Source organism: Streptomyces sp. NPDC051018 (assembly GCF_044456085.1).
Taxonomy (GTDB): Bacteria; Actinomycetota; Actinomycetes; order Streptomycetales; family Streptomycetaceae; genus Streptomyces.
The window spans coordinates 333,378-359,448 of the sequence record NZ_JBITFN010000004.1 but is presented as its reverse complement, the minus strand read 5'-3'; the positions used below and the strand labels follow the sequence as shown (position 1 = coordinate 359,448).

Genomic DNA, 26,071 nt, shown 5'->3' with positions numbered 1-26,071 from the left:
GCCGCACACAGACAGCCGGACCGGACCAACAACCACCCGTACCAACCGCAGCACGACAAGGCGGCCACCCCAGCCCGCCCGGCACTTGAGAACCCGGGCCCGGGGCGGAGCCCCGGGAAGCGACCCGCACCCACACACCCGGGAACAAGTCGTACGGCTCAGCCGCCCGCCGGCACAAAGTGCTCCAGGGCCGTCGTGAGCACAGTCCTCTGCACACCCTGCTGTTCCTCAGGCGCGCACGCCAGCACGGCGTACTTGGTCCCGTTCGTGGCCGTGAACGCGCGCTCGATGCACTCGCGTACCCCGCCGGCCACCTCGCTCAGATACGCGTAGTGCAGTTCGGCGGCGTCGCCGTCCGGATTCTCGGGGCCACCGATCACCGGGCCCAGACTGATCTCGCGGTAGTCCTCGGTCTGCGCCGCGAGGCCCTCCCCGGCCGCCCGCACCGCCTCCAACGGGGTCATGGAGATCTCGGAGATCACGAATATCTGCAGGAGGCTGCGCTTGTCCGGAGCGGTGTAGAACACCCCGTCCCGGTCCAGGGTGCGTTCCCACTCCTCGGGGGCGGCGATGGTGAAGCCCTCCTCGTCCTCGACGACCCGGAAGCCCGCAGGCAGGGACGCCGAGGGCGTGGCCGTGTCCTCGGCGCCCGGGAACTCCTCCGGGGCGCCGGTACTGCCCGCCGTGTCACCGGAGACATCGGGTTCCTCCGATTCCGAGGGCGTGGGGTCCGTACCGGACGGCGATGCCGGTGCGGCCGACCCCGGCGAGTCGCTCTTCCCGTCGTCCCTCGTGGTGAGCCATACGGCCGTGCCCGCCACCGCGAACACGGCGGTGGCGGCGGCCACGACGACGGGCATACGGCCCAGGGGTAAGCGCGCGGGCGCTCCGGCCGGATGAGCCGTTCCCGGCGCGTGGTCCGGGGGCAGCAGGGGCAGGGGCGGGGGCGCGTACGCCGCCGGACCCTCCCCCTGCTCCCAGCTCTGGGTCTCCGCGTTCCACCGGGCCCTGTCCTGAGCCATCGCCGTCAGCTCCCCAGCAGGGAGGCCACCAGCTCACCGACGGCCAGGCCCGAGCCGAGGGCCGCCACGACCTCGCCGGCCGAGGTCAGGGAGTCCCGGAGCCGTTGCAGCCGGTTGCGGTCGGCCGCGCCGGACGCGGTGATCTCCTCCTCGGTCGCCACCAGTTCGGCGTCCAGGACCTCCATGTCCTCCGTCGCCGTGAAGCGCGCCAGATCCTCCCGCAGCGCCCGGACGGCCTCCAGCAACTCCCGCTGCTGTACGGGTTCGGCCACCGTCTGCGTCACATTCGTGGTGGTCGCGGAGCCGTGGGAACCGAAGTTGACGGCACTCCCGTCCAGGGAACCGATCCGGATGCTCATCCCCTGGGATGCCTGGGGCTGCCCGGGCCCGCGCTCCTGGGAACGCGGCGCCTCCGGCGATCCGCCCTGCCCGCCCGTAGCACCGTCACTTCTTGCCATGACCTGCCCCCTTGGTGGTGTTGCGTGTGGTGTTGCCGCGTGTGGTGATGGAGGTGTTGCGTGTGGTGGCGGAGCTGTGGTCACCGAACCCGAAGGCGCTGTTGTTCGCCGAGTCGATGTAGACACCGCCGCTGACGTTGATGATCCGCTGCTCGAATTCATCGGTCTGCCAGCCCGCTTCATAGAGTGCCCGTTTGACGCCGGCCGTCACCCGGTCCTCGATGCTTTTCAGATAGCGCAGGACGTCCATCTCCTGGAAGAGCGAGCCGTCGGAATCGGCCGCGTACTCCCTGACGGAGAGCGCGGGGCCGTCCGGCAGGGCGTTGCGGTTGCCGCCGGTCAGCCGCTCCCAGCCGCTGACCGCCCAGCGGCCGATCGTCACGATGGACTGGCCCGCGGAGCGGGGGGTGTGGGTGAGCGCCCAGGCGAGCTTGCCGATCGCGCTGTTCTTGGCGTAGCGGTGTGCGGTCCGCTCCGCGTCGCGGAAGCGGCTGTGCACCGGCAGGAGCACATGCGGGGCGACCTCCAGCATCAGCATCCCGCCCTGGGTGTGCACACGGACGAACACGGTGACGACGACCTCCTCGTCCCAGCCGCCTACCCGGATGCGCAGGAAGTGGCGGCGGGCCTCGCCGCCCTCCTCCACGGCTTCCCGGCACTGTTCCGCAAATCCGTCCTGGTCGTACGGAGCGGAGTCACGGGCGGGGATGCCCTCGGCGGGGAGGAAGACGCACTCGTCGATCAGCAGCTCCCGCAACCGGTCCCGGACCGCGTCGGCGGCTTCGGGCGAGCCGTGGGAGGACGGCACCCGAAGGGCTTCGACCAGCGGCCGGATGTGCTCCAGGATGGTGCGGTTGTCGACCGACTCGGGCCTGTGGTCCCTGCGGGGCCGCAGTTCGACGGCGAGTGTCCAGGTCCGGAAGGCGTCTCCGGCGCCGCGGAACGGGTTGGCCGCGTGGTACATCACCAGCGGCGAGTGCTGCTCCCTGCGCACCAGGGCGACCAGCCGCCGCGCCCGGTGGCCGAGCGTCACCTCGGCCGGGTCGGAGGCTGCGTCGGGGAAGTGGGCGCGGGACAGCGGGCCCGCCATCAGCCGGGCGAACTGACCGCGCCGCAGCGCGACCAGAGAGGTGACCAGGAAGAACAGAAAGACCGCCAGCAGGGCCCGGCCGGACTCCGCGGAGCCGCCGGAGGCGGAGAGGGGCTGGAGGAACCCGGCGATGCCGTCCTCGCCCGACGTGGCGGTCTCCGCAGGGTAGTCCCACTCCTCGGCGTACGGGTCGGCGGCGGCTTGCTCCTCGTCGTCGTCGAAGAGCCCGGCGAAACCGGCGGCGAGCATGTACAGCAGCATCGTGCCCAGGGTCAGCCGCAGATACCAGCGCAGCCCGAAGGCGATGGCCCTGATGATCACGGGCGCCCCGCGCAGGCGGACGTGGGCCCAGGAGAAGAGGGAGAGCAGCAGAGAGGGAATCAGCAGATATAAGGACAGTCCGTGGGTGAGCGGAATCGCGAGCACCCACAGCACCAGGGCGCCGAACGCCCATCCGACCTCGTGGCGGCGGGCCAGGAGGGCGTGGGCGAGGACGCGCCCCGCGTCGATGCCGAACGAGGGGGCGGTGAAGCGTTCTTCGTGGACGTACAGCTCGTTGATGACCGCGGTGCGGTAGCGGTCGTCGAGATGGGTCCCGGCGCACAGATACCGGGTGGCCTCGCTGACCGCGGGCCGAACGGGCGGTCTGCCGCGGTGACGATCGGTTTCTCCGGCGGCCTGACCAGGTAAGGGGATCCGGGTCACAGTCTCTCCGTTCCGCGAGGCGAGCGGTGTCGCCGCCTTTGTCGTACGGCCGCGGGCAGGTCGGGCGCTGGGCGGGACCTTCCGCGCGGCTCGGGGGATCGTATGACATGCGCAACGCGCCCGCGCCCGTTTGGACACGCCGACCGGGTTCCCGCGAGCGGGTTCGGGGCGAGTCCCGGTGGGACCGCGCCTTCGGCGGCGCTCCGGTGCCGGGTCCCGGGACCGGCGTACGAGCGGGTCGGGACGGTGGTTGGCCGCGGGGCCACTTCGGTGCCGGGGGACGGAGCCGCAGGGCTCACGGGAGCGGGCCGACGGGCCGGGCCGCAGGGCCCGGGCACGCGCGGCCGGGCCCGGGGCAGCGGCAGGGCCCTGCCCGGCAGGGGAACCCGGCCCGGGCCGGTCACCGGCGTGGAAGGGGGGGCGCCCCGCGGGAAGCACGGCCCGGGGGCGGCCCCGGCGAGGCGCCCGCGGCCCCGCACCGTCGCTCCGGCCGAGGGCCGAGGGCCGAGGGCCGAGGGCCGAGGGGAACGGGGAGCGGGGAGCGGGCCCGTCAGCTCCCGTCGAGCCAGCCCCGGCGCCGGAGTTCGTCGTGGAAGCGCCCGTACGCGTCGTCCATCGCCCGGCGCTGATCGCTGACCGGTTCGACCAGGGTTCCGTCGCCGACCATGGCCCGGGCGCTCGCCGAGAGGTTCTCGTGCAGGGTGCCGGTCGCCGCGAGGACGGCCGCGCCGAACGCGGTCTCCGCCCGCTCGACGACCCGGACCGGGCGGTCCAGGACGGTGGCCCTGATCCCCGTCCACACCGTGCTGCGGCTGCCGCCCCCGGCGGCGTACAGCGGACCGGTGACGGGGATGCCCAGGTGCCGGACCCGGTCGAGGGCCAGGCGTTCGACGAAGGCGACGCCTTCGAGGGTCGCCCGGTGCGCGTCGGCCTCGTCGGCCGGGGTGCCGAGGTCGAAGCCGCGGGCCGCGCCCGAGACGAAGGGGAAGCGCTCGCCCTCCCTGAGCAGCGGATAGCGCACATAGGAGGCGGGGCCCCGGTCCCGCGCGGCGGCGTCGAGCGCGGGCAGTCGCGCGGAGCCGACGGCCGCGAGGGCCTCTCCCCCGGTGTTGGACGCGCCGCCCGGCAGCCACCAGCCCTCCGGATGGCGATGGCTGTAGAGGGCTCCGGCCGGATCGCGTACGAGGTCCTCGGACACGCCTTTGAGGACATACGTCGTGCCGAGCACACCGACGAACTCGCCGGGCGCGACGGCTCCGGTGGCAATCTGGCCCGTACAGCCGTCCGTCATCCCGAGGCGTACGGAGCAGCCGGCGGGCAGCCCCGTCTCGGCCGACGCCCCGGCGCCGACGACACCCGCCTGCGTGCCGGGGGCCGAGACCTCGGGCAGCAGCGCCGTGGGGAGGCCGAGGGCGTCGAAGACCTCCTCGGCCCAGGTGCCGGTACGGGCGTCGTAGCCGGACTTGAGCGCATGGCTCCAGTCGGCTGGGACGGGGTGGCCCGTGAGCATGCGGCCGATGAGGTCCGGGGTGTGCAGGATGTGGTGGAGGCCGGTGCCGTAGGCGCGCCCGCACCAGACCGCGCGGCCGAGCGCCGCGGTCGGGCCGACGGAGAGGCCGAGCGCCTTCCAGCGGGCGGCGCCGAGTTCCTGGGCCTCCGCGTTGAGGGAGGCGGCGCGCCGGTCGTCGTACATCAGGGCGGGGCCGATCGGTTCACCGTCCGCCCCGGCGGGGACGAGGGTGCCCGAGGTGGCGGAGACGGCGACGGCGACCACCTCGCGTCCGCCCAGCGGCAGGGCGGAGGTGGTCCGGCGCAGGACGGACCGCACGGCGGGCCACCACTGCCGGGCGTCCTGTTCGCTGGTGCCTCCGTCGCCGCGCACGGGTGACGGCAGTTCGGCGTGCGCCCCGGCGAGCACCCGGCCCCGCTCGTCGGCACACACCGCCCGGACGGAGGCGGTGGCCACATCGACACCGATCACGGCCGGGCGGTGGGGGGTGGTCCGGGGGGATCCACTGCTCATGGGAGCGGCGTCCTTTCATGTCACCCGTCGGGCACCGGTCGCGCCGGCTGTCCGGGCCGGGACAGGCTTCGCGGGGCCTCGGGGCCGCGGGGCCGTGAGGAAGGAAGAAGGGGAACCGGCGGGCGCGGACACCGCGGAGGCCGGCTCGGACGTCGGGAGGGATCCGGCCGTGACATGGCCTCCAGCCGGACTGTGAACAACCCTGTGAAGTTAACACACCATCCATCAATGCCGTAAGGCCGGGCTTGTACCGCAGCGGACTCGTACCAAAGCGGACTCGTACAGAGGCGGGCTCGCGCAGAAGTGGACTCGTGCACAAGGCGGGAACTCCCACGGCGGCGGTGACCGTGGCGGCCCGGAGGAGACTCGGGCAGCCCGGAGGCGACCCGGCGGTCCGGGCGGAAACCGTGAAGTCCGTCGCGGTCAGCCTCCGGCGGAGGCCACCGTCACCTGTGTCCGCTCCCGCAGCCTGGCGAGCAGATCCGTACCCACACCGTCGTCCACGATGAGATGGTCGAGATCACTGACGGGCCCCACCCGGTGCAACGCGGTACGGGCGAGCTTGGTGTGGTCCATGAGCATGACCTTGCGCGCGGCCGAGGTGAGCATGGCCCGCTTGACCAGGACGACGTCCTGTTCCTGGTGGTACGCCATACGGGAGTCCAGCGCCGAGGTGGAGACCGCCACGAGGTCGACGGAGAGCGCCTCGACGGCCTCGACACAGGGCACTCCGAGGAAGGAGTCATGGGTACGGGAGTACTCGCCGCCGAGGGCGATCAGCCGGACCCCCTCCCGGTCGGTGAAGACGTCCACCACCCGCCGGGCGTTGGTGACCACCGTGAGCGGGGCCATGTCGGCGAGGAGTCCGGCCATCGCCAGGACCGTGGTCGAGTCGTCCAGCATCACCGACATACCGGGCTCGACCAGCTCGGCGGCGGCGCGCGCTATCGCGTTCTTCTCGGCCGTGTTGACTCCGAGCCGGTAGTCGAGGTTCGACTCGAAGACCGTGGACGGCAGGGCTGACGCGCCTCCGCGAAAGCGCCGGAGCACTCCCCGGCGTTCCAGGTCGTCGAGGTCGCGGTGGACGGTCATCAGGCTCACGCCCGTGAGTTGTGCCAGATCCGCGCCGGTCGCCGTGCCGTGCTCCACCACATGGTCGGCGATGAGCCGGCGGCGCGCTTCGGCCGAAGTCTTCGTCATGGGCTCAGTTTCCCGCATGGTGGGCGGCGGGCGCGGGGGCGGGAACGGGGTGCGCGGGAACGTTGAGCGCGCGCAGCGCCGTGTCGTCGCCGGAGATCTCGATCTCGGTGACCGCGCCGTTGTCGAGTCGGGGGAAGATCCGCCGGTAGCGTCCGACGGGCAGGCCGAGCAGTTCGCACAGGGCGATGCGCAGCAGGGTGTTGTGGGCGACGACCAGGACGCGATGCCCCTGGTGGCGCCGGGCCAGGGAGCGCAGCGCCCCGCTCGCCCGGACCGCCGCGGCGGAGGGCGGCTCGGAGCCGGGGAACGCGCCGGCCTCGGCGTCCTCGCGGAAGCGCCGTACGGCATCGGGGTCCTCGCGGTCCATCTCCTCGATGGTGCGGCCCTCGCCCCAGCCGAAGTCCACCTCCCGCAGTTCCTCGACGACCTCCGGCTCCAGTCCGAGGGTCTTCGCCGCCGGACCGGCCGTCAGCCGGGCACGGCTCAGCGGGGAGCAGACGATCGCGTCCACGCCCGAGCCGGCGGCCCAGGAGGCGAGGGCGGCGGCCTGGGCGCGGCCCTTGTCGGTCAGGGCGACGTCCGAGACACCGGCGTACCGGTTCTCCGCGTGCCACTCGGTCTCGCCGTGCCGTACGAGCAGGAGGCGAGCGGTCATGGAGGACCCCCTTTCTCTGTGAAGAACATTGCTCCTTCACGTTCTCGCTGTTAAATTTAACAGACATTCCTCAGCCGAAACCCCTGGAGTACCAGGGGTCCTGGCTCTGTCGGCCTCCCCGCAGAAGGACTCAGTCTTCATGCGCATCCTCGCCGCAGGCGATCACTTCGTCCGTCCCGAACTGCTGCGCGCCGCCCTGGACCGGGAGCTGGCGCACACCGGACGGGAGTCCCCCGACTTCGCCGAACTCACCCTGCCGTGGCCGCATGAGCCCTTCGGTCCCGTCGCCGGGGTACGGGAGGCGAGCGGTACGGAGGACCAGCTCATCGACGCCCTGTCCGGAGCCTCGGTCTGTGTGACGCAGATGGCGCCGTTCACCGAGCGGGTCTTCGCCTCCTCCCCCGAACTCCGTATGGTCGCCGTCTCCCGGGGCGGGCCGGTCAATGTGGACCTGGACGCCGCCACCCGCCACGGGGTGGCGGTGAGTTTCGCCCCCGGGCGCAACGCCCCCGCCGCCGCCGAGTTCGCGGTGGGCCTGATGCTCGCCGCGATGCGGCGTATCAACTCCTCCGACGCGGACCTCAAGCGCGGTGTCTGGCGCGGCGATCTGTACGCGTACGAGGAGGGCGGCATCGAACTCAGCGGTGCCACGGTCGGTCTGATCGGGTACGGGGCCATCGGCCGGATCGTGGCCCGGGTCCTGCTCGCGTTCGGCGCCGAGGTGCTGGTGGCCGACCCCTATACGGATCCGGCCGCGGCGGTCGCCGACGGGGTCCGGCCCGTCGGGGTGGACGACCTGCTGCGCCGGAGCAGCGTGGTGAGCCTGCACGCCCGGCTCACCCCCGAGACCCGTCATCTGCTCGACGCCCGCCGGCTGGCCCTGCTGCCGCACGGCGCGGTGCTCGTCAACTCCGCCCGGGGCGGCCTGCTGGACCACGCCCCGCTGCCGGAGCTGCTCAGGAGCGGCCGGCTCGGCGCGCTCGCGCTCGATGTGTACGACGTGGAGCCGATCCCCGACGACTGGGCGCTGCGGGACGTGCCGAACGTGATCACCACGCCCCATCTGGCTGGCGCTACCAGGGAAACCGCGCACCGGGCCGCGTCGATCACCGCCGCCGAGGTCGGCCGGTTCGTCCGGGGTGAGGCACTCGCCCATCCGGCGAACCCGGACGTCCTGCTGGCCGGACGGCCATGAACGGACCGCGGCCCGGACGGCCCGCGGGGAACAGGGAAGGAACCAGTCGTGGGCACCATCATCGGCGTTGACGTGGGGACATCGGTCACCAAGGCCGTGGCGTTCGACGGGACGGGGGCCGCGCTGGCCTCGGCGTCCCGGCGCTCGCGCCTGGACAGACTGCCCGGCGGACGGGTGGAGCAGGACCTCGACGATGTCGTGGCCAGTGTCGCGGAGGTGGTCCGCGAGATCACCTCGGCGCTCCCGGACACCCCGGACGCGGTGGCGCTCACCGGCCAGGGCGACGGTCTGTGGCTGCGGGACTCCGACGGCCGCTCCGTGCGTCCGGCGATCTCCTGGATGGACGCCCGCGCCTCGGATCTGGTGACGCGCTGGCTGATGGACGGCACGATCCAGAAGGCGTACGCGTACACCGGATCCGGAATGTTCCCCGGCTGCCATGGGCCTCTGCTCGCCTGGTTGCGTGAGCACGAGCCGGAATCGCTGGACCGGGCGGCCGTGGCGGGCTACTGCGTCGACGCCGTCGCCCAGCGGTTCACCGGTGAGGTCTGTCTGGACGCCTCGGACGCCACGCTTCCGTTCCTCGATCCCGTCACCCGTACCTATGCGCCGGAGGCACTCGCCGCGTGCGGGGTCGGTGACCAGGCACGGCTGCTGCCGGCGCCCGCCGCACCCGGCACGGTGCTCGCCCTGGACCGGCTGGGGGCCGGACTGCTGGGCCTGCCCGAGGGGTTGCCGCTGGTGGCGGGCCCGTACGACCTTCCGGCCTGTGCGATCGGCGCCGGAGTACGGGAGCCGGGGGACGGTCTGCTGATCCTCGGGACCACACTGGCCAGTCAGGTGCTGACCGATCGCGTGGAGATCGATCCGCGTGCCGAACCCGCCGGGATGTGGCTGTGCACCCCCGACCCCGGGCAGTGGCTGCGCGCGATGCCCGCCATGGTGGGGACGGCGGCCCTGGAGTGGGTGCTGGGGCTGGTCGGCGCGACCACGGACGAGTTGGACGCCCTGCTGGCCGAGAGCCCGCCGGGGGCGCGGGGGGTCACCGCCTTCCCCTTCCTCTCCGAGGCGGGCGAACGGGCGCCGTTCGTCGAACCGGCCGCGTCCGGGCGGCTGGACGGGCTGTCCCTGGGCACCGGCCGGGCGGACGCGGTCCGGGCGATGTGCGAGGCCATCGGATACGCGGCCCGGCACTGTCTGGACACCGCCGGGCTGAGCGGCACCCTCGCGCTGGGCGGCGGTGGCACCCGCTCGGTGATGTGGGCCCAGCTGATCGCCGACATCCTGGGCCGGCCGGTCCGTATCCCCCTGGAGGAGCAGGTGGGCGCGCTGGGTGTGGCGGCGGTCGCCAGGGCCTCGCTCAACCTCGCGGCTCCCGAGGGGCCGGGGCCTCATCACACGGTCGATCCCCGCCCCGATGTGCATGCCCTCCACGAGGACGGATACGGGCGCTACCGCTCGGAGCTGGCCCGTGCACGCTCCCGGTGGGGCGATGTCACACGCCTCCCCGGGCACCCGGAATCCTCGCACAACGCCAGGTGAGGGAGGCGTTTCCACGCTTCCGCACCTCCGTGTCCGGACCGTATCCGACATGGCCGACGTTAATTCTGACAGAAGTGTTGACAGTACTAACGTGATCGATGTTACGTTTGCCGCGCGGAATCAGGATCGACCGGCTACGGAACGACCTTTCGCATCGCATCTGGTGACAGTCGCTCCACCAGTCGACCGCCCACCCTCGCCCAGGGCGGAACTCCAAGGAGAACCCAAGTGAAGCTCTCTCGCAGAACGCTTGCCGTAGCCGCATCAGCGACGGCCGTACTCGTTTCCGCCACAGCCTGTTCGACGAATGAGTCGTCCAACGGCTCGGGCGGCGGCTCCGCCGAGAACGCGAAGATCGCCTTTCTGATGCCCGATCTCGCGTCGACGCGTTACGAGTTGTACGACGCGCCCCTCTTCAAGGCCAAGATGAAGGAACTCTGCGACGGGTGTTCCGTCCTCTACCAGAACGCCGGCGGTGACGCGTCGAAGCAGCAGCAGCAGGCGAACTCGGCCCTCGCCCAGGGTGCCAAGGTGATCGTGATCGACCCGGTGGACTCCGCCGCCGCGGCGACCACCGTCCGCACGGCGCAGTCGCGCGGTGTCAAGGTCATCGCGTACGACCGCCCGATTCCCGCGGCCAAGGCCGACTACTACGTGTCGTTCGACAACGAGAAGATCGGCAGCATGATCGGCAAGTCGCTGGTGGACCATCTCAAGGCGAGCAAGGCGAAGGGGGGCATCCTCCAGGTCAACGGCTCCCCGACGGACGCGGCGGCCGGTCTGATCAAGAAGGGCATCCACTCCTCCGTCGATTCCAGTGGATTCGATCTCCTGGCCGAATACGACACTCCCGCGTGGGAGCCCAGCAAGGCCCAGGAATGGGTGGGCGGTCAGATCAGAAAATTCCCCGGAGAGATCGCCGGAGTGGTGGCGGCCAATGACGGTACGGGCGGCGGTTCCATCGCGGCGTTCAAGGCCGCCGGCGCCAAGGTGCCGCCGGTGACCGGGAACGACGCGGAACTCGCCGCCGCACAGCGGATCATCAGCGGCGATCAGTACAACACCATCTCGAAGCCCATCAAGACCGTCGCGGAATCGGCGGCCGTGGCGGCATTCGCGTTCGCGGAGGGCAAGAAGCCCAAGGGGAACGCGACCCTCTTCGACACTCCTTCGGAACTCTTCACTCCGACGGTGGTGACGTCGGGGAACATCGCCGAGGTGCTGGTGGGTGACGGAAAGCCCCTCAAGACCGCGGAGGTGTGCACCGCGAAGTACAGGGCCGCCTGCACCACAGTCGGCATCAAGTAGGCGGAGGCGCGGACGGCTCCCCCGCCCTGGAGGAGCCGTCCGGTCACCACGCCGTCATCGTGCCGGGCGCGGCGCCGGGTGAGGGCCCTCCGGCCCGGTCCGGCCCACCCGTGCTCCACGCCGATGGCCGCGGGTCCCCCCGGGCCCGGCCGGCCTCCACCGGCCCTCGCAACAGTCCGCACAAAGTCCGCCCCGCGCCCTCGGCGCTTCCGCCGCCCTCCCCGCCGTACGGCGGGCCGTACGAATCTCCGTCCCCTGCCTCGAAGGTCCCTCATGTCCACTCCGTCCTTCCCGTCACCTCAGCCGGGGCGAGGGGACTCGCTGCTCTCTCTGCGCGGGATCAGCAAGTCCTTCGGCGCGGTCGCCGCGCTCACGGATGTCGCCCTCGACGTCGCCGCCGGCCAGGTCGTCGCCCTGGTGGGTGACAACGGCGCGGGGAAGTCCACCCTGGTCAAGGTTCTGTCCGGGGTACACGCTCCGGACTCCGGGTCCATCAGCTTCGCCTCACGGACCGTCACCGTCCCCTCCCCCGCCGCCGCCCAGCAGCTCGGCATCGCGACCGTGTTCCAGGATCTCGCCCTGTGCGAGAACCTGAATGTGGTGGAGAACCTCTTCCTCGGCCGTGAGCTGCGGGGACTGCGCCTCGACGAGGTGGCCATGGAGGTGCGTTCGCGCGCGCTCCTGGGCGAGTTGTCGGCGAAGATCCCCTCGGTCCGCCTCCCGGTGGCGGCCCTGTCCGGCGGTCAGCGGCAGACGGTCGCCATCGCGCGGTCACTGCTCGGCGACCCGAAGGTGATCATTCTCGACGAGCCCACGGCGGCTCTCGGGGTGGCGCAGACGGCCGAGGTGCTCAATCTGATCGAGCGGCTCCGGGAGCGGGGGCTCGGAGTCATCATGGTCAGCCACAACATGGCCGATGTGAAGGCCGTCGCCGACACCGTGGTCGTGCTCCGCCTCGGCCGCAACAACGGGGTGTTCGACGCGGCCGAGGCGACCGCTTCGGATCTGGTGGCGGCGATCACGGGCGCCACGGACAACGTCGTCAGCCGCCGCGCCGGGCGGAACGGAACGGGCTCCGGGTCCGCGTCCGGGACGGGGGCCGGCTCCGGCTCGGATTCCGGTTCCGGGACTGGCACCGCGTCCGGTCCCGAGGCCGCGCCCGGATCCGGTTCCGCCGCCGGTTCCGGGGCCGAGCCCGGGTCCGCCGTACCGGATCCGCCGGACTCCGGTGGGCCCGCCACGAGCGGGCCGGGCGTCACGACAGCTGTCACCGACAGGGGTACCGATCATGTCTGAACTGGCCACGAAGCCCGATCTCACCAAGAAGGCCCCGCCCGCGCCGGCGGGCCCCGACGGCGGACGGAGCGGCCTGACGGCGATCTCGGACCGGCTGCGCGGGGGTGATCTCGGGATCCTGCCCGTGATCGCCGGGCTCGTCGTGATCTGGACCGTGATGCAGATCCTCAACCCGATCTTCCTCTCCAGCGCCAACCTCACCAATCTGGCGATGGAGAGCGTTCCGGTCGGCATCATCGCCCTGGGCATCGTCTGTGTGCTGCTCGTCGGGCAGATCGATCTGTCGGTCGGCTCGGTCAGCGGACTGAGCGCGGCCGTCCTCGCGGTGCTCTTCGTCGACCGGGGACTGCCCGCCTGGGTCGCCGTCCTCGCGGCCGTGCTGCTGGCCTGTCTGATCGGCTGGTTCTACGCCCAGGTGTACAACCGGCTCGGCGTGCCGAGCTTTGTCATCACCCTCGCCGGGCTGCTCGGCTTCCTCGGCGTCCAGCTGTGGATCCTCGGTTCCAAGGGCTCGATCAACCTCCCCTTCGACTCGGGTCTGGTGACCTTCGCCCAGCTGGACTTCCTCCCGCCATGGCTGGCGTACACCCTGGTCGCACTCGGCGCGGCGGCGCTGTACGCGACGGGGCACACCCGGGCGGCGGAGCGGCGGCGGGCCGGGCTGCCCGCCACCTCGGAGCGGATGCTGGTGGGCCGTAGCCTCGCCCTCCTGGCGGGGCTCGGGATCGCGGTCTGGTACCTCAACCGCGACCGGGGCGTGGGCTGGATGTTCGTGTTCTTCCTCGCGCTGGTGCTCGTCCTGCACTATGTGCTCTCGCGCACGAAGTTCGGCAAGTCGATGTACGCGGTCGGCGGCAATGTCGAGGCCGCCCGGCGCGCGGGTATCAACGTCAAGGCGGTGTTCACCGCCGCGTTCGTCCTGTGCTCCACCCTCGCCGCCGTCGGCGGGATCCTGGCGGCCTCCCGGCTCGCGGCGGCCAACCAGAGCAGCGGTGGCGGGGACGTCAATCTGAACGCCATCGCGGCGGCGGTCATCGGCGGTACGAGTCTGTTCGGCGGCCGGGGCAGCGCGTTCGCGGCGCTGCTCGGTGTGCTGGTCATCCAGTCGATCTCCAGCGGGCTCACCCTGCTGAACCTCGACTCCGCGTACCGCTTCATGGTCACCGGCGGGGTGCTTCTGCTCGCGGTGGCGCTGGACTCGGTGGCACGGCGGTCCAGGGTCGCCCACGGGCGGGCCTGAACCACGATTCCACGGCTCCCGGTGGGGTGTGCGAACCGCACCGGGAGGGCGATGCCGGGGCCGGCCCCCGGAACCGGTCACACGGGGGACCGGTCCCGGGTCCGGCGCCGGCTCTCCCGCGCAACCGCACTGGCGTACGTCAGGCGCCGAACCCCTCACCTCCCGCCTCTCGCTCTGAGGGCCGGCCCCGAAGCCGTACGCCTTCCCGCGACCGTGCCCGCCCCCTCTCCCGGGCGCGCCGAACCCGCCGCCCGGTCACGTAGACCCGCCACTGACACCGGCCACGGACACCCGCCACTGAGACGCGGTCACTGACGCCGGGTCACCGGGCCGACGGGCCATGCCCGTTCATCCGGGGGCGCCGTCGCGCCCGCGACGTATCCCGTTCACCTCGCGCTGAACCCCCGTGCACGCCCTTGTGACGTCGGCCGTGAAATCTCGTACCGCCCCCCCGCTCACGGTCCCACCCGCAACAGCCGTACCCCGTACCCGAACTCGGACCGGCAGCCCAGGAACCACGGCTCAGAACCACGGCTCAGGAACCGCAGCACAGGAACCGCAGAACCGGATCAGGATCTCGGAGGCACCCATGCACAGGCACACACGCGCCCGGCTCAAGGCACTGCTCACGTCCACCGTCGTCGTGGCGGCGGTCCTGGCGGGCGGGGGCACGGCACAGGCCGGCACCCCGTCCGACGACACCTGGGAACCGGCCCGGCACCGGCCGCCCGCGCTGCCGGCGGCCGTCGACGGAGGGGCCTGGCAGTCCGGGCATCTCCAGGGCATGGCCCTGGACCGCCGCAAGGGCCATATGTACTTCTCCTTCACCAACCTCCTGGTGAAGACCGACCTTCAGGGCAAGCCGCTCGGCTCCGTCACCGGATTCACCGGGCACCTCGGGGACCTCGACTTCAACAGAAGTGACGGCCGGGTGTACGGCTCCCTCGAGTACAAGGCCGCGCAGGCCTTCTACATAGCCATCTTCGACGGGGACCGCATCACCCGGATGAACATGGACGCGCAGTCGACCGGGGTGGTCTCCACCGTCCATCTCAGGGAAGTCGTCAAGGACTACACGGCCGATATGAACGGCGACGGCCGCTTCGACGGCAACACCGGCAACACCCCCGACCACCGCTACGGTTGCAGCGGCATCGACGGTGTCGCCTTCGGGCCCTCCTTCGACCGCCGGGGCGGCGACCGGCTCACCGTCGCGTACGGCGTCTACTCCAACACCACCCGCACGGACAACGACCACCAGGTGCTGCTCCAGTACGACGTGCGGTCCTGGAAGAAGTACGAGAAGCCGCTCGTCGAGAGCGCCCCGCACACCAGCGGCCCGGCGTCGCCCGCCGGCAAGTTCTTCGCGTACACCGGCAACACCACCTACGGCGTGCAGAATCTGGAGTACGACGCCCGCAGCGGCAACTGGCTGATGGCCGTGTACAAGGGCAAGAAGACGGCGTTCCCCAACTACTCCCTCTTCGTCGTCGACGGCTCGAAGCGCCCCCGCACGGGTGAGGTCGTCGGACAGAAGGAGAAGGAGTACGGCCGGCTCCTCTCCCTGCTGCCCCAGGGGCTGCACCACGGAGGATCGGGCGTGTACGGGTACGAGTCGGCCGGGCAGTACGGGCTGGTCTCGCTCGACGACGGGCGCCACTACGTCGCCGAGGCGGGCACCGTCCCGTCCGGCGGGGTCACGCTGCAGACCGGCCGCGCGGTGCTGCACCGCTGGACGGGCGGGACCCCGAACCCGTTCGCGCCGCTGCCGTCGGACTGACGGGCCGCCGGGGCCGCGTCCGTGGCTGGGCGTGGTGATCAGGAGCGGGCCCTCCGGCCGGGACCGGGGGGCCCGCTCCTCGTGCGTCGGCCCCGTATGTACGGCCCGGTGCGTGTGCCCCGTACGGATGCACGGCAAGGGTCCCCTCCCGTGCCTGTGCGGATTCCGTCCGGTTCCATCCGCCGTCGGCCCCGGTCGGTCCCCGGCCCGCCTGCGGAATTTCCCTTCGCGAAGACTTCACAGTCAGGGCTGACTGTGACATCGTCGCTTGACAGTCAGCCCTGACTGTCAAGGAGGTGGGCCATGCCACGGGAGGACCAGCGGGAGGCCACGCGCCGCAGGATCGTGGAAGCGGCCGTGGAGTCGCTGATCGAGGCCGGTTACGCGGCCAGCACCACGCTTGAGGTGCAGCGGCGGGCCGGGGTCAGCAGGGGCGCCCTGCTGCACCACTTCCCCTCACGGCACGAGTTGTTCGGCGCGGCCATCACCGAGCTGGTCGCCCGGAACGAGGCCGCGGTGTGGGAACTGCTGGCCGAGACCCCGCCCGGGACGGACCCGCTGTCGCGGGCCCTTCGGGTACTGCGGGCCTCCAACGCCCGGCCCGCGTTCGGCGCGGAACTGGAGCTGTGGGCCGCGGCCCGTTCGGACCGGGAGCTGCGCACCGTGCTGCGGCGGGCCGAGGGCGCGGCCAGACGCGATCTGTACCGGGTCATCGGGGATCTCCTCGGGCCGGAGATCGCCGCGGCCCCCGGCTATCCGCTCGTGGCGGAGCTGACCGTGCAGTTGCTGCGCGGGCTGGCCATCTCGGACGCCCTGTACCGCGACCGGGACGACGAGGCCCTGCTGGAGCAGTGGGCCGCCGTCGCCCGGACGATCCTGGACGCCCCGCCCCCGTACGACCCCTCCGGAGGACCCGCATGACCATCCTGTACGAGACCCGCGACCGCAAGGCGTACATCACGCTGAACCGGCCGGAACGGCTGAACGCCATCACCTTCGAGCTGGCGCGTGATCTGTCGGCGGCGGTCGACCGGGCGAACGACGACCCGGCCGTGCATGTGATCGTGCTCCAGGGCGCGGGCCGGGCGTTCTGCTCGGGCTACGACCTCAAGGACTACGCCGAGGAGGGCGTCGGCACCCAGGACGGGATCTGGGATCCGATCAAGGACTACCGGTCGATGAAGCGCAACACCGACGACTACTTCTCGCTGTGGCGCTCGCTGAAGCCGACCATCGCCAAGGTGCACGGGTACGCGGTCGCGGGCGGCAGTGACATCGCGCTCTCCTGCGATCTGGTGGTGATGGCCGAGGACGCCCGGATCGGGTACATGCCCGCGCGGGTGTGGGGCTGTCCGACCACCGCGATGTGGGTGTACCGCCTGGGCGCCGAGCGGGCCAAGCGGATGCTGCTGACCGGTGACACCATCGACGGCGCGCAGGCCGCCGAGTGGGGGCTGGTGCTGGAGTCCGCGCCGCCCGGCGAGCTGGACGCCCGGGTCGAGGCGCTCGCCGACCGGATGGCGGGGGTACCCGTGAACCAGCTCGCCATGCAGAAGCTCATGATCAACCAGGCGTACGACAACATGGGGCTGCACGGTACGCAGCTCCTGGCGACGCTGTTCGACGGGATCACCCGGCACTCCCCCGAGGGACGCTGGTTCCAGGAGTTCGCCGCCACCCACGGGTTCCACGAGGCGGTGCGGTGGCGGGATTCGGGCCGGTGGATTCCCGAGGGCGGCGGCCCGGCCCCGACCGCCGGCGAACTGCGCGCCGGGGCTCCGGGTGCGGCAGGTACGAGCACGGCCCCGGGCACGGCAGGTCCCGGCGGTGAACATCCCGGCGCGCCCGGCGGCGTGGCCGCTCCGGCCGCCGGTGGCCCGGCCGCGGGTAGCCCGGCCGCCGGATCCGCCGGAGCGAAGGGGGAGAACCGATGACCGCGCTCTCGTACCGGCCCGCCGACACCGGCCGCCCGGTCCTGGAGAACACCTGCGGCGGTGTGCTGCGGGACGCGGCGGCCGCCGCACCGGACACCGTCGCGCTGGCGGAGTTCGTCCCGCCGGGCGAGACGGGACGGCAGTGGACCTACGCCGCTCTGCTGCGGGACGCCGAACGCGCCGCCGCCTGGCTGCTGGAACGTTTCTCCTCGGGTGAGCGCGTGGCCGTATGGTCGCCGAACCTGCCCGAGTGGGTGCTGCTCCAGTACGGGGCGGGCCTGGCCGGCATCGTCCTGGTCACCGCCAATCCGGCTCTGCGCGAGGCGGAGCTGGCGCATCTGCTCCGGCAGTCCGGCGCGGCCGGGGTCGTGTATCTGGAGTCCTTCCGGGGCACGGACATGGCCGCGGTCGTGGACCGCATCGCCCCCGGACTGCCCGCCCTGCGGGAGCGCGTCGGCTTCACCGGGTGGTACGACGGGCTGGGAGACACCCCCCTCCGGCCCCTGCCGGAGGTCGCACCGGGCAGTGCGGCACAGATCCAGTACACCTCCGGAACCACCGGGGCGCCGAAGGGCGCGGTGCTGCACCACCGGGGACTGGTCACCAACGCCGACTTCGTCGCCGCCCGGGTCGGCTTCCCCGAGGGCGGGGTGTGGGTGAGCGCGCTGCCGCTGTTCCACACCGCCGGATGCGGGCTGACGGTCCTGGGCGCGGCGCAGCGGCGCGGCACCCTCGTGCTGCCGCCGTTCTACGAGCCCGGTCTGATCCTCTCCGCGATGCGGCACTGGCGCGCCGACACCTTCGGCGGGGTGCCCGCCATGCTCGGCGGACTGCTGGCCCACCCGGAGTTCGACAGCTACGACCTGTCGGCCTGCGAACGCATCATGTCCGGCGGTGACAGCGTTCCCGCCCCCATGGTCACCGAGGCCGAACGGCGGTTCGGGGCCCGGTTCTCCACGGTGTACGGGCAGACCGAACTGAGCCCGATCGTCGCGCAGACCAGCCCGGACGACACGATCGCCGACAAGACCACCACGACCGGGCAGCCGCTGTGGCAGGCCGAGATGAAGGTGATCGACCCGGCGAGCGGGGACATCGTGCCGGCCGGGGTGCCCGGCGAGATCTGCGCCCGCGGCTACCAGGTGATGCTCGGGTACCACGAGCAGCCCGACGCCACCGCCGCGGCCGTCGACGGTGACGGCTGGCTGCACACGGGCGATCTGGGCACGATGGACGAGCGCGGCTATCTGACCGTCACCGGCCGCCTCAAGGACATGATCATCCGGGGCGGGGAGAACATCTACCCCGCCGAGATCGAGACGGCCCTGCTCCGTCATCCCGCCGTCCGCGCGGCCGTGGTGCTCGGGGTGCCGGACGACGGGTGGGGCGAACAGGTCGCCGCGGTGGTCACCCCCGCGGATCCGGAACGGCCGCCGACGGCGGCCGAACTGCACGAGTATCTGCGCGCGGGCCTGGCTCCCCACAAGACCCCGCGCCACTGGTATCTCGCGGAGGCCGTCCCGGCCAATGCCATGGGCAAGATCCAGAAGTTCCTCCTCCGCGACCGGCTCGCGGATCTGCCGCGCCTGCCCTGAGCCGGTAGCCGGCGAGTGGTCTCCGGCGGGCGCCCGGCCGCCGGGCTCCCGCCGGGGCGCGGGGGTGTAGGGGGGCGCCCCGGCCCGTACGGAGTGCAGAGTTCCGGCACCTCGTACCGAGTCCGGCGCCCGGCAGCGTACGGAGTCCGGCGCCCCGCCCGCGTACAGGGGTCGACGGTGCCGGGCGGGCGGGGTCACCGAGTGCGTGCGATACGCCCGGCGGGGCGCGGGCCACGCCGGGCGCGTGCGGTGCCCCGGTGTGGCACGCGCCGTCGACCGGTCCCGCCCGTCCGGCCGCGAGGCGCGGGCGGGTACGCGGCCGGGCGGCTGTTCGCACAGGTCCCGTCCGCAAGGCACCGGATCGGGCGGGCTACAGGGCCGGTCGCCCCGGGGACCCGGAGATCCCCCTCCCGCCGGATCCCCTGGCTCCGAGGTTCGGTCGCCCGCCGGATCCCGTAGCTCCGGCGTTCCGGAGTTCCTGCGCCCGCCCGGCGCAGGCGGTCGCCGAACCGGTGGATTCCGCCGGGCCCGACGGACGCCGAAGCGGTGGACGACAGGTTCGTCGAGGGGCACCGAACAGGGATGACGGGTTCGTCGTCCCGGCCAAGGTCGCGGTGGAAGGCGCTCCCTACGCTGATTCCACGCTCAGCCGACGACCAAGGACGGTTTCCATGACCGCAGTCGAGCCCGCGCGCTGGAACGGCTTCCTCAGCGCAGTGGCGGCCCAACACGACACGCCGGGCGCGAGCCTGGCCTTCTTCCACGACGGCGCGATGCACGAGTTCGCCACCGGCGTGCTCAACAACGACACCGGCGCGCCCGTCCGCACCGACTCGCTCTTCCAGATCGGCTCGGTCACCAAGGTGTGGACCGCCACCCAGCTCCTGATGCTGGTGGAGGAGGGCAGGTTCACCCTCGACACCCCGTTCGCCGAGATCGTCCCGGACTTCAAGGTCGTCGACCCCGAGCTGACGAAGACGGTCACCTTCCGGCATCTGCTCACCCACACCTCCGGTATCGACGGTGATCTCTTCCTCGACACCGGGCGCGGTGACGACTGTCTGGAGAAGTATGCCGAGGCGTACCGGAAGCTGACCGCGATCCACCCCCTCGGTGCGACCCAGTCGTACTGCAACTCCGGCTTCTCTCTTCTGGGTCCGGCCGTCGAGCGGCTGACCGGCACGTCCTGGGACACGGCCCTGCGTGAGCAGATCATCGAGCCGCTGGGCCTCACCCACACCGTGACCCTCCCGGAGGAAGCCCTCCGCCACAGCGCCGCCATCGGTCATCTGGAGGGCGGCGCCGTCTCCCCGGAGTGGGGCCTGATGCGCTCCGCCGGGCCCGCCGGGCTGATCTGCGCACGGGCGTCCGATGTGGTCCGCTTCGGGCTGGCGCATCTGTCCGACGGGCCGCTGCGGGAGCCGGAGGTCATGTGGGAACCCCATGTGGCGGGAGGTGCGGGCTCCGGGCTGTCGTCCGACATGGCCGGACCTCTCTCTGACGGGCGATGGGCGGAGCGGAGTCCAGGACGGCTCCGAACGGCATCAAGCCACGGAGCCCCGCCACCGTCCCGGGCGGTCGAGATCAAGCCGAGGACGTGAAGCCGGAACGGACATCACTCGGTTCACCTCCGGGCCGCTTGAGCGTGCGTCGCGCCGCCCGCGCGGTGTCACCCGGACCGCCCGCCCCGTCCACGGCCCACGGACCGCCACCCGTACGTCTGTCCCGGCAACCGCCCGCCCGTGCCCGGTGTACGCCTTCCGCTACGACAGTGTCGCGGCCACCACGGACGCCGCTTCCGCGATCAGCTTGTTGTCGTACTCCTCGTCCTCGCCGCTGCGGTTGGTGAGAATCGCCATGACGATGGGGGCGGACCCGGGCGGCCACACCACGGCGATGTCGTTGCGGGCGCCGTAGTTGCTGCCGGTCCCCGTCTTGTCGCCGACCACCCAGCCCTTCGGCATCCCCGCCCTGATGACCTCGTCGCCGGTGGTGTTGGTCCGCAACCACGTCGTGAGCTGGGCGCGTTCGGCCTTGCCGAGGACGTCCCCGAGTACGTACGCGCGCAGATCCCCGGCCAGCGCCCGCGGTGTGCTGGTGTCCCGTGTGTCTCCCGGGGTCCACCGGCTCAGCTCCGGCTCGGTCCGCTCCATCCTGGTGGTGTCGTCACCGAGTTTCTCCAGCGCGGCGTCCAGGGCCTTGGGTCCGCCGAGCTCTTCGAGCAGCAGATTGACGGCCGCGTTGTCGCTGTAGCGGACGGTGGCATCGCACAGCGCGCGCAGGCTCATACCGGTGCCGACGTGCTTCTCCGTCACCGGGGAGTGCGGGACCAGATCCTCCCTGGAGTACTTGATCACCTTGTCCATCCCGCCCAGGGTGTACTTCTCCAGCACGGCGCCGGCGGCCAGCGCCTTGAAGGTGGAGAGGTGGGGAAACCGCTCGCGGTCGTTGTACGCCACTTCGCGCCCGGTGCCGGTGTCGAGGGCGTAGACGCCCAGCCGCGCGTCGAACTTCCGCTCCAGCGCCTTGAACCGGTCGGCGAGCGGCTTCACGGCTCCGGCCGCACCCGGCCCCGCCGACGCCGTGACCGGACGGGTCGCCTCGGCGGTCGGGCCGGGCGAGCGTGCGGACTCGTCCTGCCCACAGGCCGTCAGCGGGACGAGAACGAGCGTGGCGAGCGCCGCACCGAGAACGGCGCGCCTCGCGCGGGTGAGTTGCATGATCCGAACCTCCGGGGCGCCCCGCACCCCGGGGCGCGCAGGGGAGGGAACGGCAGGGCCCCCTCCCGGCGCCGGCGATCAGCGCCGGGACCACCCTCGCTCCCGGGCGGCCATGCGGTCCAATACGCTCACGCGCGGTTCCATGCCGAATTGGCATAGAGTGCGGGCCGTGGATCTTGTAGGAGCGAGTCGCGCGTTCGTCAGCGTCAGCGAGCACGGGGGCTTCACCGTCGGAGCGGCCGCCGCCCGTATGTCCCAGTCGGTGGCCAGCCGCCGGGTCGCGGCCCTGGAGGAACGCTTCGGTGAGCCGTTGTTCGAGCGCACGTCGCGGCGGGCCGTCCTCACCCCCTTCGGCCGGGACATGCTGCCCGCGGCCCGACAGCTCGTCCAGGCTGCCGATGTGCTGCTGCACGAGGCGGAGGCGGTCAAACGCAAGCCGTGGCGGCTCGCGGTGCCCGGCATCTGCTCCACCGCCACCCTCGCCCGGCTGGTCGCCGAGGCACGAGGGCACGGGATCACGCTCGACCTCCGGGTCGCGGCACCCGCGCGGCGCAGGGAGCTCGTCCACGCCCAGCAGGTACGTGCCGCCCTGCTCGCGGTCCCCGCGGACGAGGCGGAGTGGTCCGTACCGCTCGGACTGGCCGGGGCTCACGATCCCGGTGTGCAGCGGGTGTACCTCGAAACGCTGCGGATCGGACGGGCCTCCTCCGGCCCCGCCCGCCGCGTCTGGATCCAGCCGGAGGACGACGTACCGCACATCCGTGACCCGCTGACCCGGCTGCGCGACGCGGTCGGTCTGCGGCCCTCACAGCTGGTCTCCGCGCCCGATCTGACGACCGCCGCGGCGGAAGTCATCAGCACCGGCGATCTGTTGCTGTGCTCCCCGGCCCAGGCCGGGGAACTCGCCCTGGACTGGCGGCCCGTCGGCGGGATCGCGCTCGGCCGCGGGTTCGCCCTCGGCGCCGCCGCAGACGGCAACCCCCGCCATCTCGCGGCTCGACTGGGCGAGGCGATCGCCCGCTGCCTCGGCGCGGGCACCGGGGCCGGTCCCGGTGCCGGTCCCGGGAAAGGGACGGTGTGAGTACCGAGGCCCTGCTGCACGAGCTGCGCGGGGAGCTGAGCGACGGCGGTCTGCGCGGCAGCCTGCTCGTACGGGATCTGCACACGGGAGAGGAACTGGGCATCGAACCGGACACCCAACTGCCCTCCGCCTCCCTGGTCAAGGTCCCCCTCGCGCTCGCGACGGCGGAACGCATCCACAGGGGCGAGCTCGACGGAGCGACGATGCTCGACGTACGGCCCGGGCGGATCACCACACCCGGCCCCACCGGGCTGAGCCGGTTCCGCCACCCCGTCCGGATCGCGATCGAGGACCTGCTCTATCTGAGCACCTGCGTCAGTGACGGAACGGCCGCCGACGTCCTCTTCGACCTCACCCCGCCCGCCGAGGTCGCCGCCGTCCTCCAGCGGCTCGGCGTCCGCGGCATCACCGTCCGGCACCGTATGCGCGAACTGTCCGACACCCCCGTGGAACGGTTCGACGCCGACCAGGCCCATCTCGCGCACGCCCTCGCCATCGACGCCGGCACCAGCGGGCGCGGCCACCGGGTACCGCAGCTCGACACCACCCGTGCCAACACCGGCAGCGCACGCGCCTTCGCCGACCTGCTCCAGGCCCTGTGGACCCCCTCGGCGATCCACCCCGACGTGGCCGGGTGCGTACGAGAGCTCATGGCCCACAATCTGCTCCGGCACCGGCTCACCCCGGACTTCAGCTCCGACGCCACCACCTGGTCCTCCAAGACCGGCACCCTCCTCAACCTCCGCCACGAGGTCGGGGTAGTCGAGCACTCCGACGGCCAGGTGTTCGCCGTCGCCGTCCTGACCGAGTCACTCGTACCGGCCACCAGCCAGCCCGGCGCGGAAGCCCTCATGGCCCAGGTCGCCCGCCGGCTCCGTGACCATCTGCGGCAGCTCGGCTGACGGGGCCGGCGTATCCCCGCCGGCTAGCGCCGTCCCCTGGTCCGGGCGCCCGGCGGCCGGCCTCCGGGACCACGGACACGCGGGGACCGGTGCGAACCTCTGGGACCACACACGCGCAGCCGGATACGAACCTCTGGGACCACGAGCAGGAGACCGGCGCGGATCTCCGGGGCCGCGGGCACGCGGAGCCCGCCCTCAGCCGGAGGTACGGGTTCCGTCCCCCGCCCGGAGCCGTACCGTCGTGTCCGCCCTCTGCGGCTGCCGGTGCGCGCGGACCAGGTTCTCCGCGACCGCGGGGACCGTCGCCATGACCTCCAGACCTCCGCCGGGGCGGGGCACCGCGGTGGCATCGCCGTTGTGGGTACGGGCGACCGCGCGCACGATGGAGAGGCCGAGCCCGCTGCCGCGCGCCGAACCGACCCGGTCGGTGAGACGGCGGAACGGCTCGAAGAGCACGGGAATCTCATGTGCTCCGATGAACGCGCCGGTGTTCGCGACGGTGATCCGGGAGCCCTGTGCGGCACTTCCGGTCTCCACCCGGATCCAGCCGCCCTTGATGTTGTACTTGACGGCGTTGTCGACCAGATTGCGGACGAGCTGCTCCAGCAGTACGGGATCGCCCATCGCCGGCGCGGGACCGAGCACGGCCTCGACGGCGATGCCCCGTGTCTGCGCGGCCGGTGCGGTGTGGGTGACGACGGCCGCCGCGATGTCCGCGAGATCCAGCGGCAGCAGCCCCGTGACGGTGCTCTCCGCCCGCGCCAGGGTCAGCAGCGAGTCGATGAGCCTCTCGTGACGCTCGTTGACGGCGAGAAGGTTCTCCGCGAGCTGTTTGACCTCCGGCGGCGCGCTCCGGCGGGCCACCGCGACCTCCACCAGCGTCCGCCCGACCGCCAGCGGGGTCTTCAGCTCGTGCGCGGCGTTGGCGATGAACCGGTCCTGTCCGGCGAACGCCTCGTCCAGCCGGTCCAGCATGCTGTCGAAGGAGTCGGCGAGCCGTTTGACCTCGCCCGGCGGCTCGTCGAGATCGATGCGCCGGTGCAGCGTACGGCCCGCGATGCGCTCGGCGGTCGAGGTGATCCGGCTGAGCGGACGCAGCAGCCGGCCCGCGACGAGCCAGCCCGTGGTGGTCGCGACGACGCCCACGCACAGTACGGTGAGGCCGCCCTTGGCCATCAGATTGCGCTGCATCGAGTCGAGGATCTGCTCCCGGGACACCGGGTCGATCAGGACGGGTCCGCCGGTCTGCCACGCCGGTGGCTCCTGCTGCACATCGGCGGGGACGCTCTGCCACGGAGCGGGGCTCGACGTCTCGGCGGGGTTCGGCGTCTGCACCGGGTTCGGCGCCTCCTCGGGAAGAGGCGTCTTCATGACCGGCGGCTCGTACGCGGGCTGTGTCGCGGAGGGGAAAGGCAGCTTGAGCGTGTACTCCATGCTGTTGCCGACCAGGATCACGGCACCGCTGAAGATCGCCGCGCCCGCCAGGAAGAACATCAGGCCGAAGACGACCGTGAGCCTGACCCTGAGACTCCCGCCGAGTGCTCGGAGGATCATCGGATACGGTAACCGACGCCGGTCAGCGTCTCTATGACGGGAGCGTCGCCGAGCTTGCGCCGCAAGGAGCGCATCGTGACCCGTACGACGGTGGTGAACGGGTCGACGTTCTGGTCCCACGCCCGCTCCAGCAGGGTCTCCGCGGACACGGGCGCGCCCTCCGCCCGCAGGAGTTCCTCCAGGACCGCGAACTCCTTGCGCGACAGCGCAATGTACTTGCCGTCCCGGGTCGTCTGGCGCAGATGCGGGTCGAGCCGGATGCCGGAGCGCTCCAGCACCGGCGGGACCGCGGGCCGCGAACGGCGGCCGAGGGCGCGGATCCTGGCGACGAGTTCGGCGAAGGCGAACGGCTTGGTCAGATAGTCGTCGGCGCCGAGGCCCAGCCCGGCGACGCGCTCGGCCACGGTGGTGGAGACCGTGAGCATGAGGACGCGGACGTCCGCCCCGGAGGCGACCGTACGCCGGCACACCTCGTCCCCGTGGACCAGCGGGAGATCGCGGTCGAGCACCATGACGTCGTACGTGTGGACCGCGAGGTTCTCCAGGGCCGCCTCGCCGTCGTGGACCACGTCCACCGCGATGCCCTCGTCCCGCAGCCCCTCGGCCATCGCCCCCGCGAGCATCTCCTCGTCCTCGACCACCAGCACGCGCATGCGCCTCACCCGCTCCTCACCCCGATCGAACTGCACCAAGTATCCGGGTCCGATGTGAAGCGGGTGTGAGCGGCTTCGCTCACCGCCGTCCCACGGGCCCTCACGTGCACTGGTACGG

20 protein-coding genes and 1 pseudogene are annotated in these 26,071 nt (G+C 72.1%); 12 read left to right on the top strand and 9 right to left on the bottom strand.

Annotation, left to right across the window (positions count from 1 at the left end; genetic code table 11):
• Positions 1 to 158: 158 nt before the first annotated feature.
• From ACIBCM_RS10320 to ACIBCM_RS10295, 6 genes are all read right to left on the bottom strand, one after another.
• The gene (locus ACIBCM_RS10320) at positions 159 to 1,022 is read right to left on the bottom strand and encodes a hypothetical protein (RefSeq protein WP_399241564.1); all 864 of its coding nucleotides are present in this window, start codon (positions 1,020 to 1,022) and stop codon (positions 159 to 161) included.
• A gap of 5 nt (positions 1,023 to 1,027) precedes the next feature.
• Positions 1,028 to 1,480: a hypothetical protein gene (locus ACIBCM_RS10315; RefSeq protein ID WP_399241562.1), complete on the bottom strand. Its 453-nt coding sequence runs from the start codon at positions 1,478 to 1,480 to the stop codon at positions 1,028 to 1,030.
• A complete protein-coding gene (locus tag ACIBCM_RS10310) occupies positions 1,467 to 3,275 on the bottom strand; it encodes a hypothetical protein (protein WP_399241561.1) in 1,809 nt (602 codons plus the stop codon). Before ACIBCM_RS10310 ends, ACIBCM_RS10315 begins: the two co-directional genes overlap by 14 nt.
• Positions 3,276 to 3,825: 550 nt before the next feature.
• Positions 3,826 to 5,298 (bottom strand): FGGY-family carbohydrate kinase, encoded by a 1,473-nt coding sequence (locus ACIBCM_RS10305; RefSeq protein ID WP_399241560.1) that lies wholly within the window; start codon positions 5,296 to 5,298, stop codon positions 3,826 to 3,828.
• A gap of 423 nt (positions 5,299 to 5,721) precedes the next feature.
• Positions 5,722 to 6,498 (bottom strand): DeoR/GlpR family DNA-binding transcription regulator, encoded by a 777-nt coding sequence (locus ACIBCM_RS10300; protein ID WP_399241559.1) that lies wholly within the window; start codon positions 6,496 to 6,498, stop codon positions 5,722 to 5,724.
• A gap of 4 nt (positions 6,499 to 6,502) precedes the next feature.
• Positions 6,503 to 7,153 (bottom strand): histidine phosphatase family protein, encoded by a 651-nt coding sequence (locus ACIBCM_RS10295; protein WP_399241558.1) that lies wholly within the window; start codon positions 7,151 to 7,153, stop codon positions 6,503 to 6,505.
• A 139-nt stretch (positions 7,154 to 7,292) separates the two neighbouring features.
• Between ACIBCM_RS10295 and ACIBCM_RS10290 the strand changes: the two genes are divergently transcribed.
• The 10 genes and pseudogenes from ACIBCM_RS10290 (at position 7,293) to ACIBCM_RS10245 (ending at position 20,644) form a co-directional block, all read left to right on the top strand.
• Positions 7,293 to 8,348 (top strand): 2-hydroxyacid dehydrogenase, encoded by a 1,056-nt coding sequence (locus ACIBCM_RS10290; protein WP_399241557.1) that lies wholly within the window; start codon positions 7,293 to 7,295, stop codon positions 8,346 to 8,348.
• 48 nt (positions 8,349 to 8,396) lie between these two features.
• Positions 8,397 to 9,890 carry an FGGY family carbohydrate kinase gene (locus tag ACIBCM_RS10285; RefSeq protein WP_399241556.1) on the top strand — a complete coding sequence of 498 codons (1,494 nt, stop codon included), beginning with the start codon at positions 8,397 to 8,399 and terminating at the stop codon, positions 9,888 to 9,890.
• 228 nt (positions 9,891 to 10,118) lie between these two features.
• Positions 10,119 to 11,198, top strand: coding sequence for a substrate-binding domain-containing protein (locus ACIBCM_RS10280; protein WP_399241555.1), 1,080 nt, complete (start codon positions 10,119 to 10,121; stop codon positions 11,196 to 11,198).
• Positions 11,199 to 11,471: 273 nt separating this feature from the next.
• Positions 11,472 to 12,263: pseudogene (locus tag ACIBCM_RS10275) on the top strand (ATP-binding cassette domain-containing protein); the annotation flags it as partial.
• Between the two features lie 223 nt (positions 12,264 to 12,486).
• Entirely contained in the window at positions 12,487 to 13,734 is a 1,248-nt protein-coding gene (locus tag ACIBCM_RS10270) for a sugar ABC transporter permease (RefSeq protein ID WP_399241553.1), read from the top strand.
• Positions 13,735 to 14,323: 589 nt separating this feature from the next.
• On the top strand, positions 14,324 to 15,514 hold the full coding sequence (locus ACIBCM_RS10265) for a hypothetical protein (RefSeq protein ID WP_399241552.1): 1,191 nt from the start codon (positions 14,324 to 14,326) through the stop codon (positions 15,512 to 15,514).
• A 303-nt stretch (positions 15,515 to 15,817) separates the two neighbouring features.
• Entirely contained in the window at positions 15,818 to 16,435 is a 618-nt protein-coding gene (locus tag ACIBCM_RS10260) for a TetR/AcrR family transcriptional regulator (protein WP_399241551.1), read from the top strand.
• Positions 16,432 to 17,448, top strand: a complete 1,017-nt coding sequence (locus ACIBCM_RS10255) for a crotonase/enoyl-CoA hydratase family protein (RefSeq protein ID WP_399241550.1) — start codon at positions 16,432 to 16,434, stop codon at positions 17,446 to 17,448. Before ACIBCM_RS10260 ends, ACIBCM_RS10255 begins: the two co-directional genes overlap by 4 nt.
• Complete coding sequence (locus ACIBCM_RS10250) at positions 17,445 to 19,043, top strand: class I adenylate-forming enzyme family protein (protein ID WP_399241549.1); 1,599 nt, start codon at positions 17,445 to 17,447, stop codon at positions 19,041 to 19,043. Before ACIBCM_RS10255 ends, ACIBCM_RS10250 begins: the two co-directional genes overlap by 4 nt.
• A gap of 671 nt (positions 19,044 to 19,714) precedes the next feature.
• Positions 19,715 to 20,644, top strand: coding sequence for a serine hydrolase domain-containing protein (locus ACIBCM_RS10245; RefSeq protein WP_399241548.1), 930 nt, complete (start codon positions 19,715 to 19,717; stop codon positions 20,642 to 20,644).
• Between the two features lie 162 nt (positions 20,645 to 20,806).
• Here the strand turns inward: ACIBCM_RS10245 and bla are convergent, their stop codons facing one another.
• Positions 20,807 to 21,763 (bottom strand): class A beta-lactamase, encoded by a 957-nt coding sequence (gene bla, locus ACIBCM_RS10240; RefSeq protein ID WP_399241547.1) that lies wholly within the window; start codon positions 21,761 to 21,763, stop codon positions 20,807 to 20,809.
• A gap of 169 nt (positions 21,764 to 21,932) precedes the next feature.
• Here bla and ACIBCM_RS10235 point away from each other — a divergent pair, with 169 nt between their 5' ends.
• A complete protein-coding gene (locus ACIBCM_RS10235) occupies positions 21,933 to 22,844 on the top strand; it encodes a LysR family transcriptional regulator (protein ID WP_399241546.1) in 912 nt (303 codons plus the stop codon).
• Positions 22,841 to 23,746, top strand: a complete 906-nt coding sequence (locus ACIBCM_RS10230; RefSeq protein ID WP_399241545.1) for a serine hydrolase — start codon at positions 22,841 to 22,843, stop codon at positions 23,744 to 23,746. The genes ACIBCM_RS10235 and ACIBCM_RS10230 overlap by 4 nt, the downstream gene beginning before the upstream one ends.
• 195 nt (positions 23,747 to 23,941) lie before the next feature.
• Here ACIBCM_RS10230 and ACIBCM_RS10225 read toward each other — a convergent pair whose 3' ends face one another.
• Positions 23,942 to 25,300: a sensor histidine kinase gene (locus ACIBCM_RS10225; protein WP_399241544.1), complete on the bottom strand. Its 1,359-nt coding sequence runs from the start codon at positions 25,298 to 25,300 to the stop codon at positions 23,942 to 23,944.
• Positions 25,297 to 25,953, bottom strand: a complete 657-nt coding sequence (locus tag ACIBCM_RS10220) for a response regulator transcription factor (protein ID WP_399241543.1) — start codon at positions 25,951 to 25,953, stop codon at positions 25,297 to 25,299. The genes ACIBCM_RS10225 and ACIBCM_RS10220 overlap by 4 nt, the downstream gene beginning before the upstream one ends.
• Positions 25,954 to 26,071: the final 118 nt, after the last annotated feature.